General features: G+C 64.6%; 13 protein-coding genes and 3 rRNA genes. 15 read left to right on the forward strand and 1 reads right to left on the reverse strand.

Annotated elements, in window-relative coordinates; translation table 11 throughout:
• Positions 1 to 23: 23 nt before the first annotated feature.
• From tyrS to xerD, 15 genes are all read left to right on the forward strand, one after another.
• Positions 24 to 1,286: a tyrosine--tRNA ligase gene (tyrS, locus tag ABDC78_RS14165; protein ID WP_347133511.1), complete on the forward strand. Its 1,263-nt coding sequence runs from the start codon at positions 24 to 26 to the stop codon at positions 1,284 to 1,286.
• A 497-nt stretch (positions 1,287 to 1,783) separates the two neighbouring features.
• Positions 1,784 to 3,304: ribosomal RNA gene (locus ABDC78_RS14170) — 16S ribosomal RNA — on the forward strand.
• A 462-nt stretch (positions 3,305 to 3,766) separates the two neighbouring features.
• Positions 3,767 to 6,895: ribosomal RNA gene (locus tag ABDC78_RS14175) — 23S ribosomal RNA — on the forward strand.
• A 124-nt stretch (positions 6,896 to 7,019) separates the two neighbouring features.
• Positions 7,020 to 7,133, forward strand: a 5S ribosomal RNA gene (gene rrf / locus ABDC78_RS14180).
• Together the 16S, 23S and 5S rRNA genes form the textbook arrangement of a ribosomal RNA operon.
• A gap of 162 nt (positions 7,134 to 7,295) precedes the next feature.
• Positions 7,296 to 8,120 carry a tetratricopeptide repeat protein gene (locus tag ABDC78_RS14185; RefSeq protein ID WP_178357383.1) on the forward strand — a complete coding sequence of 275 codons (825 nt, stop codon included), beginning with the start codon at positions 7,296 to 7,298 and terminating at the stop codon, positions 8,118 to 8,120.
• Between the two features lies 1 nt (position 8,121).
• Positions 8,122 to 9,138 carry an HAD-IIA family hydrolase gene (locus tag ABDC78_RS14190; RefSeq protein WP_178357382.1) on the forward strand — a complete coding sequence of 339 codons (1,017 nt, stop codon included), beginning with the start codon at positions 8,122 to 8,124 and terminating at the stop codon, positions 9,136 to 9,138.
• 13 nt (positions 9,139 to 9,151) lie between these two features.
• A complete protein-coding gene (locus ABDC78_RS14195; RefSeq protein WP_178357381.1) occupies positions 9,152 to 9,307 on the forward strand; it encodes a hypothetical protein in 156 nt (51 codons plus the stop codon).
• A 5-nt stretch (positions 9,308 to 9,312) separates the two neighbouring features.
• Positions 9,313 to 10,122 (forward strand): TlyA family RNA methyltransferase, encoded by an 810-nt coding sequence (locus ABDC78_RS14200; RefSeq protein ID WP_178357380.1) that lies wholly within the window; start codon positions 9,313 to 9,315, stop codon positions 10,120 to 10,122.
• Positions 10,119 to 11,042 (forward strand): NAD kinase, encoded by a 924-nt coding sequence (locus tag ABDC78_RS14205; RefSeq protein ID WP_178357379.1) that lies wholly within the window; start codon positions 10,119 to 10,121, stop codon positions 11,040 to 11,042. Before ABDC78_RS14200 ends, ABDC78_RS14205 begins: the two co-directional genes overlap by 4 nt.
• Positions 11,042 to 12,823 carry a DNA repair protein RecN gene (gene recN / locus ABDC78_RS14210; RefSeq protein WP_178357378.1) on the forward strand — a complete coding sequence of 594 codons (1,782 nt, stop codon included), beginning with the start codon at positions 11,042 to 11,044 and terminating at the stop codon, positions 12,821 to 12,823. The genes ABDC78_RS14205 and recN overlap by 1 nt, the downstream gene beginning before the upstream one ends.
• A gap of 91 nt (positions 12,824 to 12,914) precedes the next feature.
• Positions 12,915 to 14,099, forward strand: coding sequence for a putative cytokinetic ring protein SteA (steA, locus tag ABDC78_RS14215; RefSeq protein WP_178357377.1), 1,185 nt, complete (start codon positions 12,915 to 12,917; stop codon positions 14,097 to 14,099).
• 10 nt (positions 14,100 to 14,109) lie between these two features.
• Positions 14,110 to 15,051, forward strand: coding sequence for a copper transporter (locus tag ABDC78_RS14220; RefSeq protein ID WP_178357376.1), 942 nt, complete (start codon positions 14,110 to 14,112; stop codon positions 15,049 to 15,051).
• A gap of 159 nt (positions 15,052 to 15,210) precedes the next feature.
• Positions 15,211 to 16,962 carry a CTP synthase gene (locus tag ABDC78_RS14225; RefSeq protein ID WP_178357397.1) on the forward strand — a complete coding sequence of 584 codons (1,752 nt, stop codon included), beginning with the start codon at positions 15,211 to 15,213 and terminating at the stop codon, positions 16,960 to 16,962.
• Entirely contained in the window at positions 16,955 to 17,587 is a 633-nt protein-coding gene (locus tag ABDC78_RS14230; RefSeq protein ID WP_347133462.1) for an NUDIX hydrolase, read from the forward strand. The genes ABDC78_RS14225 and ABDC78_RS14230 overlap by 8 nt, the downstream gene beginning before the upstream one ends.
• Positions 17,584 to 18,543, forward strand: a complete 960-nt coding sequence (gene xerD / locus ABDC78_RS14235; RefSeq protein WP_178357375.1) for a site-specific tyrosine recombinase XerD — start codon at positions 17,584 to 17,586, stop codon at positions 18,541 to 18,543. Before ABDC78_RS14230 ends, xerD begins: the two co-directional genes overlap by 4 nt.
• Here xerD and ABDC78_RS14240 read toward each other — a convergent pair.
• Positions 18,540 to 19,295 carry an O-methyltransferase gene (locus ABDC78_RS14240; RefSeq protein WP_178357374.1) on the reverse strand — a complete coding sequence of 252 codons (756 nt, stop codon included), beginning with the start codon at positions 19,293 to 19,295 and terminating at the stop codon, positions 18,540 to 18,542. The two genes, xerD and ABDC78_RS14240, sit on opposite strands and share 4 nt — an antisense overlap.
• Positions 19,296 to 19,361: the final 66 nt, after the last annotated feature.

Genomic DNA, 19,361 nt, shown 5'->3' on the forward strand with positions numbered 1-19,361 from the left:
CTTCTGCGTCGTCGGCACCATCCATCCTCGACGAGCTGGAATGGCGCGGCCTCATCGCGCAGTCCACCGACCGGGACGGATTGGTCGAAGCGCTGGCCGACGGCCCGCTGACCGTCTACTCGGGATTCGACCCGACGGCACCGAGTCTGCACGCCGGACATCTGATACCCCTGCTCACATTGCGGCGTTTCCAGCAGGCCGGGCACCGGCCCATCGTTCTCGCCGGTGGGGCGACCGGAATGATCGGGGATCCGCGCGACGTCGGCGAACGCTCCCTGCACACCGCCGACACCATCGCCGAGTGGGCCGGCCGCATCCGAGGTCAACTCGAACGCTTCGTGGAATTCGACGACTCGCCGACCGGAGCCGTGGTCGCCGACAACCTGTCGTGGACGAGTGAACTGTCGGCGATCGAGTTCCTGCGCGACGTCGGAAAGCACTTTTCGGTCAACGTCATGCTCGACCGCGACACCGTGCGGCGCAGGCTCGAAGGAGAGGGGATCTCCTACACCGAGTTCAGCTACATGTTGCTCCAGGCCAACGATTTTGTGGAGCTGCACCAGCGGTACGGGTGCAGCTTGCAGATCGGCGGCTCCGATCAGTGGGGCAACATCATCGCCGGTGTCCGTTTGGTGCGGCAGAAGGCAGGCGCCACCGTGCACGCGCTGACCACGCCGTTGGTCACCGACTCCGAAGGCAAGAAATTCGGAAAGTCCACCGGCGGCGGCAGCCTGTGGCTGGACCCCGCGATGACCAGTCCCTACGCCTGGTACCAGTACTTCATCAACACGGCGGACGCGGACGTGGTCTCCTACCTGCGCTGGTTCACCTTCCTGTCGGCCGAAGAGCTGGCAGAACTCGACGCTGCCACCGCCGATCGCCCGCACGAGCGGGCTGCACAGCGACGCCTCGCCCGAGAGCTCACCGATCTCGTCCACGGTGAAGCCGCGACCGCTGCCGTCGAACACGCCAGTCAGGCGTTGTTCGGGCGCGGCGAGCTGGCGGCACTCGACGAAGCAACACTCTCCGCGGCGTTGCGCGAGGCAGCCGTGGCCGAGTTGGCGCCCGGGGGAGCGGACTCGATCACCGACCTACTGGTCGCCACCGGACTGTCCGCCAGCAAGGGCGCCGCACGTCGAACGATCGCCGAGGGTGGGGTGTCGGTCAACAACGTGAAGATCACCACAGATGAGTGGGTCCCGCAGCCGTCGGACTTCTTCCACGGTAAGTGGCTGGTGCTTCGCCGCGGGAAGCGGAATATCGCCGGCGTCGAGCTCGTTGGATGATCTGCCGGAGCTGTTGGCTCTGGTCACAGACCTATACCGTCGGTCGGGAACAAACCTGCCGACGCCGTCGTTAGGTCTTTCAGCAGTCAACGCACCGCTTCGGTGCGCACGCTGGGAGCAGGTCGAAAGACACGCCCCAGCAGGCCATTTGACTCAGAGTTATCCCTGGCGTAACTTATCGGAGTCGCCGCGAGACGGGCCCACAACCCGGAGCGCGCGGCGGCCTCCAGCAGGAAGTGTCACTTCGGTGAGTTCCTGATCGTCCGCACTACGAGCTAGCGGCTTTTAGCCGCGGGTTGGTTGTGCGGCCACCTGGGTGTGTTGTTTGAGAACTCAATAGTGTGTTTGGTGGTTTTTGTTTGTTGTTTTTTGTTGTGTCCGCATTTTCCCGTTTGGGGGCATGACGTTGTTTTTTTGGATGCCGGTTTTGGTGTCTGTTTGTTGGTTTCAGGCTTGTTCTGATTCGAATGCACCTGATCTTTGGGTTGGGTTGTTTTTGTTTGGAGAGTTTGATTCTGGCTCAGGACGAACGCTGGCGGCGTGCTTAACACATGCAAGTCGAACGGAAAGGCCCTTCGGGGTACTCGAGTGGCGAACGGGTGAGTAACACGTGGGTGATCTGCCCTGCACTTTGGGATAAGCCTGGGAAACTGGGTCTAATACCGAATACACCTTGCTGGATGCATGTCTGGTGGGGGAAAGCTTTTGCGGTGTGGGATGGGCCCGCGGCCTATCAGCTTGTTGGTGAGGTTACGGCTCACCAAGGCGACGACGGGTAGCCGGCCTGAGAGGGTGTCCGGCCACACTGGGACTGAGATACGGCCCAGACTCCTACGGGAGGCAGCAGTGGGGAATATTGCACAATGGGCGCAAGCCTGATGCAGCGACGCCGCGTGAGGGATGACGGCCTTCGGGTTGTAAACCTCTTTCGCCAGGGACGAAGCGCAAGTGACGGTACCTGGAGAAGAAGCACCGGCCAACTACGTGCCAGCAGCCGCGGTAATACGTAGGGTGCGAGCGTTGTCCGGAATTACTGGGCGTAAAGAGCTCGTAGGTGGTTTGTCGCGTTGTTCGTGAAAACTCACAGCTTAACTGTGGGCGTGCGGGCGATACGGGCAGACTGGAGTACTGCAGGGGAGACTGGAATTCCTGGTGTAGCGGTGGAATGCGCAGATATCAGGAGGAACACCGGTGGCGAAGGCGGGTCTCTGGGCAGTAACTGACGCTGAGGAGCGAAAGCGTGGGGAGCGAACAGGATTAGATACCCTGGTAGTCCACGCCGTAAACGGTGGGTACTAGGTGTGGGTTTCCTTCCTTGGGATCCGTGCCGTAGCTAACGCATTAAGTACCCCGCCTGGGGAGTACGGCCGCAAGGCTAAAACTCAAAGAAATTGACGGGGGCCCGCACAAGCGGCGGAGCATGTGGATTAATTCGATGCAACGCGAAGAACCTTACCTGGGTTTGACATGCACAGGACGCTGGTAGAGATATCAGTTCCCTTGTGGCCTGTGTGCAGGTGGTGCATGGCTGTCGTCAGCTCGTGTCGTGAGATGTTGGGTTAAGTCCCGCAACGAGCGCAACCCCTATCTTATGTTGCCAGCACGTTATGGTGGGGACTCGTAAGAGACTGCCGGGGTCAACTCGGAGGAAGGTGGGGATGACGTCAAGTCATCATGCCCCTTATGTCCAGGGCTTCACACATGCTACAATGGCCGGTACAAAGGGCTGCGAATCCGTGAGGTGGAGCGAATCCCTTGAAAGCCGGTCTCAGTTCGGATCGGGGTCTGCAACTCGACCCCGTGAAGTCGGAGTCGCTAGTAATCGCAGATCAGCAACGCTGCGGTGAATACGTTCCCGGGCCTTGTACACACCGCCCGTCACGTCATGAAAGTCGGTAACACCCGAAGCCGGTGGCCTAACCCCTTGTGGGAGGGAGCCGTCGAAGGTGGGATCGGCGATTGGGACGAAGTCGTAACAAGGTAGCCGTACCGGAAGGTGCGGCTGGATCACCTCCTTTCTAAGGAGCACCACGAGACTGCGGCCCGCCCACATCGTGTGGGGGTTCGGGGAAGCGCAGCGATTCGTTGGATGGCCCTGGCCTGTAGTGGGTTTCAGGGTCTGGTGCACGACAACAAACTTAGGGTGCCGGTAGGGAAATACCGGTGCCGAGGATCATCAGACACACTATTGGGCTTTGAGACAACAAGCCCGCGGCCCGGGCCCCGTTGGGGGTTCGTGTGCCGGCCTTCACGTCCGGAGGTTTGTGATTTGTTTCGGGGGTGGGGGTCTTGTTGTTGCCCCGGCTTTGGTGGTGGGGTGTGGTGTTTGATTTGTGGATAGTGGTTGCGAGCATCGAAAATGCACAGCTGTGTGTTGTGTGTTTTTGTTGTAATGCAAATTTTTCTGATACCCGCGCATGATGTCTGCCCTTCGGGGTGGGTGTGGTGTGTGGGTGATGACTCATTTTTTTGGTTTTGTGTTGTAAGTGTTTAAGGGCGCATGGTGGATGCCTTGGCACTGAGAGCCGATGAAGGACGTGGGAGGCTGCGATATGCCTCGGGGAGCTGCCAACCGAGCGTGGATCCGAGGATGTCCGAATGGGGAAACCCGGCACGAGTGATGTTGTGTCACCTGCATCTGAATACATAGGGTGCAGGGGGGAACGCGGGGAAGTGAAACATCTCAGTACCCGTAGGAAGAGAAAACAATTGTGATTCCGTGAGTAGTGGCGAGCGAAAGCGGAGGATGGCTAAACCGTGTGCATGTGATACCCGGCGGGGGTTGTGTGTGCGGTGTTGTGGGGCGTTTCTTCTCATCACCGCCGTGATGGGCAGGAGTAAGAAACTGTTGGGTTAGTTGAAGTGGCCTGGGATGGTCTGCCGTAGTGGGTGAGAGCCCCGTAGACGAAAACTTGACAGCTCCTGTGGAATGTTTCCCCGAGTAGCAGCGGGCCCGTGGAATCTGCTGTGAATCTGCCGGGACCACCCGGTAAGCCTGAATACTTCTCAGTGACCGATAGCGGATTAGTACCGTGAGGGAATGGTGAAAAGTACCCCGGGAGGGGAGTGAAATAGTACCTGAAACCGTGCGCTTACAATCCGTCAGAGCCCTCGACTTTGTTGTGGGGTGATGGCGTGCCTTTTGAAGAATGAGCCTGCGAGTCAGGGACATGTCGCGAGGTTAACCCGTGTGGGGTAGCCGCAGCGAAAGCGAGTCTGAATAGGGCGTATCCAATCCGCAGGGGTTGGTGTAGTGGTGTGTTCTGGACCCGAAGCGGAGTGATCTACCCATGGCCAGGGTGAAGCAGCAGTAAGATGTTGTGGAGGCCCGAACCCACTTAGGTTGAAGACTGAGGGGATGAGCTGTGGGTAGGGGTGAAAGGCCAATCAAACTCCGTGATAGCTGGTTCTCCCCGAAATGCATTTAGGTGCAGCGTCGCAGTGTTCGTGTCGGAGGTAGAGCTACTGGATGGCCGATGGGCCTCACAAGGTTACTGACGTCAGCCAAACTCCGAATGCCGACACGGTGTAATGCGGCAGTGAGACGGCGGGGGATAAGCTCCGTGCGTCGAGAGGGAAACAGCCCAGATCGCCGGCTAAGGCCCCTAAGCGTGTGCTAAGTGGAAAAGGATGTGCAGTCGCGAAGACAACCAGGAGGTTGGCTTAGAAGCAGCCACCCTTGAAAGAGTGCGTAATAGCTCACTGGTCAAGTGATTGTGCGCCGATAATGTAGCGGGGCTCAAGCACACCGCCGAAGCCGCGGCAGCACACACGTTGTGTGTGCTGGGTAGGGGAGCGTCCTGCATCCGGTGAAGCCGCAGAGTGATCTAGTGGTGGAGGGTGTGGGAGTGAGAATGCAGGCATGAGTAGCGATAAGGCAAGTGAGAACCTTGCCCGCCGAAAGACCAAGGGTTCCTGGGGCAGGCCAGTCCGCCCAGGGTGAGTCGGGACCTAAGGCGAGGCCGACAGGCGTAGTCGATGGACAACGGGTTGATATTCCCGTACCCGTGTGTAGGCGTCCCTGATGAATCAGCGGTACTAACCGCCCAAAACCACGACCACCGGCGACCTTCGGGTCAATGGGGTTGTGGGGCTGCGCGGAACCTTCGCTGGTAGTAGTCAAGCGATGGGGTGACACAGGAAGGTAGCCGTACCAGTCAGTGGTAATACTGGGGTAAACCTGTAGGGAGAAACCTAGGTAAATCCGGGTTTCGCATATCCTGAGAGGTGATGCATAGCCGATTGAGGCGAATTCGGTGATCCTAAGCTGTCGAGAAAAGCCTCTAGCGAGCACACACACGGCCCGTACCCCAAACCAACACAGGTGGTCAGGTAGAGAATACCAAGGCGTACGAGTGAACTATGGTTAAGGAACTCGGCAAAATGCCCCCGTAACTTCGGGAGAAGGGGGACCCCCACACCGTCATGGCCCTCGCGGCCGGCAGCGGAAGGGGGTGGCACAAACCAGTGAGAAGCGACTGTTTACTAAAAACACAGGTCCGTGCGAAGTCGCAAGACGATGTATACGGACTGACGCCTGCCCGGTGCTGGAAGGTTAAGAGGACCGGTTAACCCTTCGGGGTGAAGCTGAGAATTTAAGCCCCAGTAAACGGCGGTGGTAACTATAACCATCCTAAGGTAGCGAAATTCCTTGTCGGGTAAGTTCCGACCTGCACGAATGGCGTAACGACTTCTCAACTGTCTCAACCATAGACTCGGCGAAATTGCATTACGAGTAAAGATGCTCGTTACGCGCGGCAGGACGAAAAGACCCCGGGACCTTCACTACAACTTGGTATTGGTGCTCGATACGGTTTGTGTAGGATAGGTGGGAGACTGTGAAGCGGTCACGCCAGTGATTGTGGAGTCGTTGTTGAAATACCACTCTGATCGTATTGGGCCTCTAACCTCGAACCGTATATCCGGTTCAGGGACAGTGCCTGGCGGGTAGTTTAACTGGGGCGGTTGCCTCCTAAAAAGTAACGGAGGCGCCCAAAGGTTCCCTCAACCTGGACGGCAATCAGGTGTTGAGTGTAAGTGCACAAGGGAGCTTGACTGCGAGACGTACATGTCGAGCAGGGACGAAAGTCGGGACTAGTGATCCGGCACCCCCGAGTGGAAGGGGTGTCGCTCAACGGATAAAAGGTACCCCGGGGATAACAGGCTGATCTTCCCCAAGAGTCCATATCGACGGGATGGTTTGGCACCTCGATGTCGGCTCGTCGCATCCTGGGGCTGGAGCAGGTCCCAAGGGTTGGGCTGTTCGCCCATTAAAGCGGCACGCGAGCTGGGTTTAGAACGTCGTGAGACAGTTCGGTCTCTATCCGCCGCGCGCGTCAGAAGCTTGAGGAAACCTGTCCCTAGTACGAGAGGACCGGGACGGACGAACCTCTGGTACACCAGTTGTCCCACCAGGGGCACCGCTGGATAGCCACGTTCGGACAGGATAACCGCTGAAAGCATCTAAGCGGGAAACCCCCTCCAAGACCAGGCTTCTCACCCATTAAGTGGGATAAGGCCCCCCGCAGACCACGGGATCGATAGACCAGACCTAGAAACCCAGTAATGGGCGCAGGGAACTGGCACTAACCGGCCGAAAACTTACAACAATAACAAAACCTCGCAACCACACAATCCACACCAGAATCAACCACGATTCACACCCCACCACCAAAAACACTTCCACCCCCACAACACACGGGGGCGGCACTCAAAAACGAGTGAAAATAAAGTTACGGCGGTACATAGCGGCAGGGAAACGCCCGGACCCATCCCGAACCCGGAAGCTAAGCCTGCCAGCGCCGATGATACTACCCACACGGGTGGAAAAGTAGGACACCGCCGAACACATATTGGAATCGCCCCCCACTTAATTGTGGGGGGCGTTTTCCATTTCATAATCAGTTGTCAAAACACAATCGCTTGCCAAAAGAATTGGCCAATTGCGACGTCAGTGCACTTTGGCCGTATCCTTTGCAACAAGAAGACCATGCGAGAAGGAAGGCCCACGTGCCGCAGGATACTCAGGGCGGCCGCGGCGAACGCCATCCGCGGCGAGGTTCGTCCGCCGGCGGTCAGCGGCCCGGCCGGGATCAACGCCAAGCGCCGCGCACCTCCGGACCACAGCGAGCGCGTCGCGCTCAGCCGAGGCCGGACGCCGACGATGGGCGCGACGCCGGCCCGTCGATACCTTCCAGCATCGAAGCCAAGCAGCTTGCACCGGAGATCCGTGGCGAGCTCACCACGCTGGATCGCAGCACCGCTGACACTGTCGCTCGCCATCTGGTCGCCGCCGGTGAGCTGCTCGACGACGACCCCGAAGCCGCGCTCGCTCATGCCCGCGCCGCTCGAGCCCGGGCCAGCAGGATTGCCGCGGTCCGCGAAGCCGTCGGCATCGCGGCGTATCAGTGCGGCGACTGGGCCCAGGCGCTGGCCGAATTGCGTGCCGCACGCAGGATGGGGAGTCGCTCACCTCTGCTTGCCCTGATCGCCGACTGTGAGCGGGGCATAGGTCGTCCCGAGCGGGCCATCGAACTTGCCCGCGGTCCAGATGCCGCCCAGCTCAGCGGCGACGACGCCGACGAACTTCGCATCGTCGTCGCGGGCGCCCGCAGCGATCTCGGCCAGCATGAGCAGGCCCTGGCAGTCCTGTCCGCACCTCAACTCGATCCGGAACGGACCGGCCAGACTGCGGCGCGGCTCTTCTATGTGTACGCCGAGACGCTGCTGGCTCTGGACCGAGGCCCGGAGGCGTTGAAATGGTTCCTCAACGCCGCGCGTGCCGACGTCGAGGGTGTCACCGATGCCGAAGAGCGGATCACGGAGCTGTCCTGACGTGAAAACCCTTGCACAGCAGCATGATTGCCTGCTGCTTGACCTCGATGGCACGGTGTTTCGTGGGCATGAGCCGACACCGGGCGCCGTCGACACACTCGCATCTGTCGACCCTCGGATCCTGTTCGTCACCAACAACGCGTCCCGCGGTGCCGTGCAGGTCGCTGAGCATCTGTGCGAACTGGGGTTCACCGCCGCCCCCGACGATGTCGTCACCAGCGCGCAGAGCGCCGCCCGACTTCTCGCCGAGCAGCTGCCCCGGGGCGCGAAGGTTCTCATCGTCGGGACCGAGGCGCTGGCCGCCGAGGTCACCAGTGTCGGTCTGACCCCTGTCAGGCAGTGGTCCGATACTCCCGTCGCCGTGGTGCAGGGTCACTCGCCACAGACCGGTTGGAACGAACTGGCCGAGGCGGCGCTGGCCATCCGGTCGGGGTCCCTGTGGGTCGCCGCCAACGTGGACAAGACGCTTCCCTCGGAGCGGGGTCTGCTGCCCGGCAACGGCTCGATGGTCGCGGCGCTGCAAACCGCCACCGACACCGAACCGCAGGTCGCGGGCAAGCCGTCGCCGGTTTTGATGGTGGACGCGTTGGCGCGGGGTGATTTTCACACGCCGCTGGTCGTCGGCGATCGCCTGGACACCGACATCGAGGGAGCGATCGCCGCCGGGCTGCCGAGCCTGATGGTGCTGTGCGGGGTGAACTCCGCTGAGGACGCGATCTGGGCGGTCCCGCAGCAGCGACCTGTCTATCTCGCCGAAGACCTCCGCGGCCTCACTGACGACGCGGACAGGCTGAGGATCGGACCGCAGGCCGGGTGGCGTGCCGACATCGACGGGACCGACGTGACGGTGTGGGCCACCGGAGCAGACCCCGGTGACGACCTGTCGGTGGTGCGGGCGATCGCCGCAGCGGTGTGGTCGGCTGACTCCGGGAAACGGCCCTCACGTATCAGGGCGGGTGACGACACGGCCCGGCTGGCCCTCGAGCGCTGGTCGCTGGCCGCGGTGCGCATCGACTAGCGTGAATACCGATATGACCAACGACCCCGACGAGATTCGCGCCCAGGTCGCTGAACTGCTGGGCGAATACGCCGACCCCGATGAATCCGATCTCGACGCGCTGGCGGTGCGGCTCGAAGAGGCCCACGAACTGCTGGTGCGCGCGCTGGAATCGGTCGAGAAGGGCTGATCCGCGTGACGCGGCGCGCTCGTGTGGACGCCGAGCTGGTGCGACGGGGGCTCGCCCGGTCCCGGCAACAGGCTGCTGAGCTGATCGGTGCCGGGCGTGTCAGCGTCGACGGAATGCCCGCGGCCAAGCCGGCGACCGCCATTTCCGTGGGGGCCAATGTCACTGTCGTCGACGTCGGTGAGCACTCCTGGGTGTCGCGAGGGGCGCACAAACTGATCGGCGCCCTCGACGCCTTGGATGTCGCTGTCGAGGGGCGGCGCTGCCTGGACGCGGGGGCCTCGACGGGGGGGTTCACCGAGGTGCTGCTGCACCGCAAGGCCCGCCAGGTCGTCGCCGTCGACGTCGGATACGGGCAGCTCGCCTGGCCGCTGCGCAATGACCAGAGAGTGACGGTCATGGAGCGCACCAACGTTCGCGACCTCACGGCCGACACCATCGGCGGACCGGTGGACCTCGTCGTCGCCGACCTGTCGTTCATCTCGTTGGCGACGGTGTTACCCGCGCTGACTGCGTGCGCCTCGCAGGGCGCCGATATCGTTCCCATGGTGAAGCCACAGTTCGAGGTCGGCAAGGACCGTGTGGGCGCAGGCGGCGTCGTGTCGGACCCGGCACTGCGCGCTGATGCGGTGCTCTCGGTGGCGCGTCGGGCGGCCACCCTGCGCTGGCAGACCGTTGCGGTCACCGCGAGCCCGCTGCCCGGCCCGGCCGGCAACGTCGAGTACTTCCTGCATCTGCGCGCCGACACCGACCGCCCACTGGTGGCGGATGCGCTCGACGACGCAGTTCGGCGGGCCGTCGAGGAAGGTCCGCAGTGACCGACGAACGCACCATCCTGCTTGTCGTGCACACCGGACGCGAGGAGGCCACCGAAGTCGCACGCCGGGTCGAGAAAGTGCTCGGTGACAACGGGATTGCGCTGCGGGTGCTCTCCGCCGAAGCTGTCGACCGCGGGCCGGTCCATCTGGCTCCCGACGACATGCGGGCGCTCGGTGTGGAGATCGAAGTCGTCGACGCCGACCCGCTCGCCGCGCAGGGATGTGAGCTCGTGCTGGTCCTCGGGGGCGATGGGACCTTTCTGCGGGCTGCCGACCTCGCCCGCAACGTCGAGATCCCGGTTCTCGGTGTCAATCTGGGCCGGATCGGGTTTCTTGCCGAGGCCGAAGCGGACTCGATCGACACGGTGCTCGAGCACGTCATCAAGCGCACCTACGTCGTCGAGGAACGGATGACGCTGGACGTGGCGGTCCGCGCCGGCGGAGAACTCCTGGACCGCGGGTGGGCGCTCAACGAGGCCAGCCTGGAGAAGGGCCCGCGACTGGGGGTGCTGGGTGTCGTCCTCGAAGTCGACGGACGGCCGGTGTCGGCTTTCGGATGCGACGGCGTGTTGGTGTCGACTCCGACAGGGTCGACGGCCTATGCGTTCTCCGCGGGTGGACCGGTGTTGTGGCCGGACCTGGAAGCGATCCTGGTGGTGCCCAACAATGCCCATGCGCTCTTCGCCCGTCCCATGGTGACCAGTCCCGCGGCGTCGATCGCGATCGAGATCGAGGCGGGCGGCCACGACGCCCTGGTGTTCTGTGACGGACGGCGCGAGATGGTGCTGCCCGCCGGTGGCCGGCTCGAGGTGACTCGCTGCGGTACGCCCTTGAAGTGGGCGCGTCTGGACAGTGCGCCGTTCACCGATCGGTTGGTGCGCAAGTTCCGGTTGCCGGTCACGGGGTGGCGCGGGCAGTAGTGCTAGCTGAGATTCGTATCGAGTCGCTGGGTGCCATCAGCGCCGCGACGGCCGAGTTCGACGGTGGCCTGACCGTGCTCACCGGTGAGACCGGCGCGGGGAAGACGATGGTCGTCACCGGCCTGCACCTTCTCGGGGGCGCCCGGGCGGACCCGACGAAGGTGCGCACCGGAGCCGATCGGGCCGTCGTCGAAGGCCGTTTCGTGACTGCCGAGCTCGGCGACTCGGTGGCCACCAGGGTCGACGAGATCCTGGATTCGTCGGGTGCCGAACGCGACGACGACGACAGCGTCATCGCAGCGCGCTCGGTCAGCCGCGACGGACCGTCGAGGGCGTACCTGGGCGGCCGCAGCGTACCGGCCAAGTCGCTCAGCGGGTTCACCAACGAGCTGCTGACGCTGCACGGACAGAACGACCAACTGCGGCTGATGCGACCCGACCAGCAGCGCATCGCACTGGACCGCTTCGCCGATGTCGCCAAGCAACTGCGGCGGTACCGCACGCTTCGTGACGAGTGGCTGGAAGCCAGAGGCGACCTCGAGGACCGGCGCCGCCGCGCCCGCGAGCTGACCCAGGAGGCCGACCGGCTCAACTTCGCCCTCGATGAGATCGATGCGGTGGCCCCGCAGCCCGGCGAGGACGACAGCCTCGTCGACGACATCCGGCGAATGTCAGAACTCGACTCGTTGCGCGAGGCGGTGCAGTCGGCGCGCGCCTCCCTGTCCGGTGCCCTGGACGACGGCAGCTCGGCAGACGAGTTCTCCGCCGCGAATGCCCTCAGCCAGGCGCGCTCGGCACTGGAGGGCACCGACGACGTCGGCCTCAAGTCGCTGGCAGAGCAGCTGGGTGGGGCGCTGGCGGTGCTGGTCGACGTCTCCGGCGAGCTGACCCATTTTCTTTCCGAACTACCGAGTGACACAAGTGCTTTGGAGACGAAGCTGGCCCGCCAGGCCGAGCTGCGGACGTTGACCCGCAAGTACGCCGCCGACATCGACGGAGTGCTGGAGTGGGCGCGCGAGTCACGGGAGCGGCTGGCTCAGCTCGACGTCTCCGAAGGCACCCTGGCCGAGTTGGAGCGACGCGTCGACGCGCTGCAGGCCGACGTCGTCGACGCCGCGCAGGCGCTGACCAAGGTCCGGGTCAAGGCGGCCAAGGGATTGGCCAAAGCGGTGACCGCCGAACTGTCCGGGCTGGCGATGGCCGGGGCGGAGTTCACCATCGCGGTGGGCCCACTGGAGGCGCGCGCCGACGACAATGCCCCGCTGACACTGCCGTCGGGGACCGTGGTGCACGCCGGTCGCGACGGAGTGGACGCGGTCGACTTCGGATTCGCGGCACATCGTGGCACCGACATCCTGCCGCTGAACAAGAGCGCCTCCGGTGGTGAACTCTCACGGGTGATGTTGGCGCTCGAGGTGGTGCTCGCCGCGTCGACCGAAGGCACCACGATGGTGTTCGACGAGGTCGATGCCGGCGTGGGTGGCCGCGCGGCCGTCCAGATCGGTAGGCGACTGGCACGCCTGGCCCGTACTCACCAGGTCATCGTCGTCACGCACCTGCCCCAGGTGGCGGCGTACGCCGACGTGCACCTGATGGTCGACAGCGGAGCCGACAACCGTGGTGGACGGATGAAATCCAGCGGTGTGCACCGTCTCGACGACGACAGCCGGGTTGCCGAGTTGGCGCGGATGCTGGCGGGGCTGGGGGAGTCCGACAGCGGCCGGGCACACGCCCGCGAACTCCTCGATGCTGCCCGGGGGGACCGCGAACAGGCCTCCTGAGCCTGTGACAGATGTTAAAGAAGTAACTAATGAGGCTGGTGTTACGGCGCGCCTCCGACGCAGAATGGCGGATGCTGGACAGAATCGGCCCATGAAGATGTCAGCGTTGCTGTCCCGTAATGCCAGCTCACGGCCGGGTGTCACCGGCACCGCCCGGGTTGACCGCGACGTTGACCGCCTGCTGCGGCGGATCGCCCCCGGCGACATCGTCGTCATCGACGCCCAGGATCTGGATCGGATCACCGCCGACGCGCTCGTGGAAGCCGACGTCGCCGCAGTGGTCAACGCCTCGACATCGATCTCGGGGCGCTATCCCAACCTCGGGCCCGAGGTGCTGGTTGCCAACGGCATCATGTTGGTCGATGACACCGGCCCCGAGGTCTTCAAGAAGGTCAAGGACGGCGCCCGTGTCCGGATCAACGAGGGCGGCGTGTACTCCGGTGACCGCCGACTGATCCTCGGCACCGAGCGCACCGACGCCGAGATCCACGAGTTGATGCAGGAGGCCAAGGGCGGGCTGGTCGCGCACCTGGAAGCATTCGCCGGCAACACCATCGAGTTCATCCGCAGCGAGAGCCCGCTGCTGATCGACGGAATCGGCATCCCCGACATCGACGTCGACATGAACCGACGTCACGTCGTCATCGTGGCCGAAGAGTCGCACGCCGCGGCCGACCTGAAGGCGCTCAAGCCGTTCATCAAGGAGTATCAGCCGGTTCTGGTGGGAGTCGGCTCCGGCGCCGACATCCTGCGCAAGGCCGGCTACCGGCCCGCGCTGATCGTCGGGGACCCCGACAAGATCAGCACCGAGGTACTGCGCTGCGGGGCCCAGGTCGTGCTGCCCGCCGACGCCGACGGACACGCTGCGGGGCTCGAACGCATCCAAGACCTCGGGGTCGGGGCGATGACCTTCCCGGCCGCCGGTTCGGCCGCCGACCTGGCGCTGCTGCTGTGCGACCACCACGGCGCGTCGCTGATCGTCACCGTGGGCCACACCGCGAGCATCGAGGAGTTCTTCGACCGCACCCGCCAGCGCAGCAACCCGTCGACGTTCCTGACCCGGCTCAAGGTCGGCGAAAAGCTCGTCGACGCCAAAGCTGTTGCCACGTTGTACCGCAGCCGGGTCTCCGGCGGCGCGATCGCGCTGCTGGTGCTGGCGATGCTGATCGCGGTGATCGCAGCGCTGTGGGTGTCGCGCGCCGATGCCGCGGTGCTCGAGTGGGTGGCCAACTACTGGAACCAGTTCACACTCTGGATCCAGGGCCTGGTCGCCTGAAGGTGATGCCGTGATCTCGCTGCGTTCGCACGCCATCTCGCTCGCCGCGGTCTTCCTCGCGCTGGCCATCGGTGTGGCCCTGGGCTCCGGCCTGCTGTCCAACACCGTGCTGTCGGGTTTGCGGGACGACAAGAACGAGATGCAGACCCAGATCGACACGCTGACCGACGATCGTAACGCGCTCAACGAAAAACTCAGTGCTGCAGGCGATTTCAACGCCCAGATGGCGCCGCGGATTCTGCGTGACACCCTCGCCGAGAAGTCGGTGATGCTGTTTCGCACCCCGGACGCCGCCGACGGTGATGTCGAGGCACTGACCCGGGTCGTCGAGCAGGGCGGCGGGCGAGTCGCAGGCACCGTGGGGCTGACGCAGGAATTCGTCGACGCGAACTCCGCGGAGAAACTCCTGTCGGTGGTCAACTCGCCGATCGTGCCCGCCGGGGCGCAACTGAGCACCGGTTCGGTGGATCAGGGCTCCCAGGCGGGCGACCTGCTGGGCATCGCACTGCTGATCAACCGCGACCCCGAGGTGACCCGGGTGGACGACAGCCAGCGCGACACCGTGCTGGCCGCGCTGCGTGACACCGGCTTCGTGACCTACGGCACCCAGCGCATCGGGGCCGCCGACACCGCCCTCGTCGTCACCGGGGGGGCACTGGGCGATGACGCCGGAAACCAGGGCGCCACCGTGGCCAGGTTCGCGGCCGGCCTGGCGCCGCACGGGTCGGGCACGGTTGTCGTCGGCCGGGACGGATCGGCGTCCGGGACCTCCGCGGTGGCGGTGATCAGGTCGGATGCCGCGCTGAACAGCGTGGTCAGCACCGTCGACGACGTCGATCGCGAATCGGGACGCATCACATCGGTGCTCGCGCTGAGCGAGCTGCTCAGCGGTGGCCGACCCGGCCAGTTCGGCACCGGCCAGGGCGCCACCGCGGTCACCGTTCCGCAGTAGCCCCGACGGCCGCGCCCGCGTGTCAGCGACGGCTTGTCGGTGACGGTGTTAGGGTGAGATTCCGTGGGTCGGCAGGCCCCAAACCGGACTCGATCCCCATCGATTCCACCGAGAACCAAGCCCTGCCCATCGTCACGGAGGTTTGTGTTGCCCGGCCGAATGAACCAGCTACGCAAGCACCCGCAGACCGCCACCAAACACCTTTTTGTGACCGGTGGTGTGGTGTCGTCGCTCGGCAAGGGCCTCACGGCCTCCAGCCTCGGGCAGCTACTCACCGCGCGGGGCCTGCAGGTGACGATGCAGAAACTCGACCCCTATCTCAACGTCGACCCGGGAACGATGAACCCGTTCCAGCACGGGGAGGTGTTCGTCACCGAGGACGGGGCGGAGACCGACCTCGACGTGGGGCACTATGAGCGGTTCCTCGACCGCAACCTGTCCGGCTTCGCCAATGTGACCACGGGCCAGGTGTATTCGTCGGTGATCGCCAAGGAGCGCCGCGGCGAGTACCTCGGCGACACCGTCCAGGTGATTCCGCACATCACCGATGAGATCAAGCGGCGCATCGTGGCGATGGCCGAGACCGACAGCGAGGGCAACCGGCCCGACGTGGTGATCACCGAGATCGGCGGCACGGTCGGCGACATCGAGTCGCTGCCGTTCCTCGAGGCCGCCCGGCAGGTCCGTCACGAGGTGGGTAGGGAGAACTGCTTCTTTCTGCACTGCTCGCTGGTGCCCTACATGGCGCCCTCGGGTGAGCTCAAGACCAAGCCGACGCAGCACTCGGTTGCGGCGTTGCGCAGCATCGGCATCTCGCCCGACGCGTTGATCCTGCGCTGTGATCGTGATGTCCCCGAACCGCTGAAGATCAAGATCGCGCTGATGTGTGACGTCGACATCGACGGCGTCATCTCGACCCCGGATGCCCCGTCCATCTACGACATCCCCAAGGTGCTGCACCGCGAGGAACTCGACGCCTATGTGGTCCGGCGGCTGAGTCTGCCGTTCCGCGACGTGGACTGGACGCAGTGGAACGATCTCCTGCACCGCGTGCACGAGCCGCGCGAGACAGTGCGGATCGCGCTGGTGGGCAAGTACATCGATCTCTCCGATGCCTATCTGTCGGTGGCCGAGGCGCTGCGGGCCGGCGGCTTCGCCCACCACGCCAAGGTGGAGATGCGCTGGGTGGCCTCCGACGACTGCGACACCGACACCGGTGCGGCGGCGGCACTGGCCGATGTCGACGGCGTGCTCATCCCGGGGGGATTCGGTATCCGCGGCATCGAAGGCAAGATCGGCGCAATCCGTTACGCCCGCAAGCGTGGCCTGCCGGTGCTCGGCCTGTGCCTGGGCCTGCAGTGCATCGTGATCGAGGCGGCACGGTCGGTGGGGCTGTCGGAGGCGAACTCGGCTGAATTCGACGAGGCGACGCCGGACCCGGTGATCTCCACGATGGCCGACCAGCGCGAGGTGGTCGCCGGGGAAGCCGACCTGGGTGGCACCATGCGGCTTGGCGCGTACCCGGCGGTGTTGGAGCCGGGATCGATTGTGGCGCAGGCATATGAGGCGAACGAGGTGTCCGAGCGGCACCGGCACCGCTACGAGGTGAACAACTCCTACCGGGACCGGATCTCCGAAAGCGGGTTGCAGTTCTCGGGCACCTCGCCCGACGGGCACCTGGTGGAGTTCGTGGAGTACCCCGCCGATGTCCACCCGTTCCTGGTCGGCACTCAGGCGCATCCGGAGCTCAAGAGTCGCCCCACGCGCCCTCATCCGCTGTTCGTGGCGTTCATCGGCGCATCGGTGGACTACAAGAACGAGGAGCGGTTGCCCGTGGAAATGCCGGAGCCTGCCGAGCCGAAGCCCAACGGCGCCGAGCACGCTCTCGAAGGCACCCCGGCCCGTGGCTGAAGACGGCTCGAACCACGAGTTCTCCGTCGCTGCCTCGGAAACCCTCTACATCGGAAACATATTCGCACTCCGCGCCGACGAGGTGCAGATGCCCGGCGGGAGCACAGCCCGCCGGGAGATCGTCGAACACTATGGCGCGGTCGCCGTGGTCGCGATTGACGACGCCGGCCACATCGTGCTCGTGTACCAGTACCGGCATGCGTTCGGCAGAAGGCTGTGGGAGCTGCCCGCCGGATTGCTCGACCTCGGCGGCGAAGCGCCGCACGTGTCAGCGGCGCGCGAGCTGGCCGAAGAGGCGGGTCTGGCCGCCGAGTCATGGCACACGCTGATCGACCTGGACACCGCGCCGGGATTCAGCGACGAGAGCGTGCGGGTCTTCCTGGCGACCGGGCTCAGCGACGTCGACCGCTCCGAGATGCACGACGAAGAGGCCGACCTCACGGTGCAACGGTTCACCGTCGACGACGCTGTCGCCAAGGTCTACTCCGGTGAGATCGTCAACTCCATCGCCGTCGCCGGCATCCTCGCTGTGCACGCGATGCCCGACGTGACCACTCTTCGCCCCGTCGACGCCCCCTGGATCGACAGACCGACCGCGTTCGCGCGCCGGCGGGGACATCCATGACCGACACGTCGCTGTCCTTCGGGTCCGCCCTCGACGACCAGTTCCAGGGCTACCTCGACCACCTCGCGATCGAACGCGGGGTGGCCGCCAACACGCTGAGCTCCTACCGTCGTGACCTGCGGCGCTACGCCGAACACCTGCACGCGCGGGGCATCGACGACCTGGCCGGGGTGGCCGAGACCGACGTCAGCGAGTTCCTGGTGGCGTTGCGCCGCGGCGACCCCGAAAACGGGGTGGTGCCGCTGTCGGCGGTCTCGGCTGCCCGGGCCTTGATCGCCGTGCGGGGCCTGCATCGATTCGCCGCGGCGGAGGGCATCACCACAATCGACGTCGCGCGCGAGGTGAAGCCGCCGACACCCAGCCGCCGGCTGCCCAAGAGTCTGAGCATCGACGAGGTGCTCGCACTGCTCGACGGCGCCGGGGGTGACAGCGAGGCCGACGGTCCGCTGACGCTGCGCAACCGGGCGCTGCTGGAACTCCTCTACTCGACGGGCGCCCGAATCTCCGAGGCCGTCGGTCTGGACCTCGACGACGTCGACACCCAGGCGCGATCGGTACTGCTGCGCGGCAAGGGCGGCAAACAGCGTCTCATCCCGATCGGCCGTCCGGCGGTGACCGCGCTCGACGCCTACCTGGTGCGCGGGCGCCCTGAGCTGGCCCGGCGCGGCAGAGGCACACCCGCGATCTTCCTGAACGCCCGCGGCGGGCGGCTGTCGCGGCAGAGTGCCTGGCAGGTGCTGCAGGACTCCGCCGAACGCGCCGGCGTCACAGCCACGGTGTCCCCGCACGTGCTGCGGCACTCGTTTGCGACCCATCTGCTCGACGGCGGTGCCGACGTGCGCGTCGTGCAGGAACTGCTCGGGCACGCATCGGTGACCACGACGCAGATCTACACCATGGTCACCGTGAACGCGCTGCGCGAAGTGTGGGCGGGCGCGCACCCGCGGGCCCGCTAGCCGCCGAGGTACTCCGACTCGAGCACCAGGTCCGACATCAGCGACTGGTACTCGAGGTGGGTCTTGTGCTCGATCGTGTCGAACCGGGTGCCCTGCTGTTCGCGCATGTAGGCGCGGTACTTCGGTGCGCCAGGCAGTCGGACGTTGTCGGCGACCACGATCGAACCGGGATGCAGCCAACCCCGATCGAGCACGCTCTGCAGGTCCGACAGATAGGCGCGCTTGTCGTGGTCGATGAACAGCAGATCAAGACCGGCGGGGGAGAAGCCGTGCTCCGCGGCCAGACGGTCGAGCGTATGGCCTCCGTCGCCGAGGGTGCCGACCACGCAGGTGATCCGGTCGGCAACGTCGGCGTGCGCCCAGATGCGCTGTGCCACTTCGGCATTGGCGGCAGAGAACTCGATCGAAAAGATTCGCGCCGAGGGTGCGGCGCGGGCGATCCGTAATGCGCTGTAGCCGCAGTAAGTACCGAGCTCCAATGCCGATTTCGGCGCTGCCCGGCGCACTGCGGCGTCGAGCAGTCGGCCTTTCTCGTCGCCGACGTTGACCAGCATCGCCTTCTCGTAGGCGAATGTGTCGATGGCGGCGAGCACGTCGTCGATATCGCCGCGACGGGCGTTGGACTCCACATACCGGGCGCAGGCGGCCTCCCGGCCGTCGCCGATCTGACCGGTGCGCAGGAACGACGGCATGCCCAGTGCGAGGCGCAGCGTCGACCACCGCAGGAACGGCAACCGCCGTTTGAGGTTCATGTTCTCCAGGGTAGATATCGGCCGCTTTGAGCTCAGAATGCACGCTCGGCCTCACCAGTCTGAGAT

The sequence above is a fragment of the Mycobacterium sp. DL genome, from assembly GCF_039729195.1.
In the GTDB taxonomy this organism is placed as follows: Bacteria; Actinomycetota; Actinomycetes; order Mycobacteriales; family Mycobacteriaceae; genus Mycobacterium; species Mycobacterium hippocampi_A.

Coding starts and splice junctions, on each gene's coding strand:
- ABDC78_RS14195 (WP_178357381.1), top strand. CDS start 9,152: ATGACCAACGACCCCGACGAGATTCGCGCCCAGGTCGCTGAACTGCTG.
- steA (WP_178357377.1), top strand. CDS start 12,915: ATGAAGATGTCAGCGTTGCTGTCCCGTAATGCCAGCTCACGGCCGGGT.
- ABDC78_RS14225 (WP_178357397.1), top strand. CDS start 15,211: ATGAACCAGCTACGCAAGCACCCGCAGACCGCCACCAAACACCTTTTT.
- xerD (WP_178357375.1), top strand. CDS start 17,584: ATGACCGACACGTCGCTGTCCTTCGGGTCCGCCCTCGACGACCAGTTC.
- ABDC78_RS14240 (WP_178357374.1), bottom strand. CDS start 19,295: ATGAACCTCAAACGGCGGTTGCCGTTCCTGCGGTGGTCGACGCTGCGC.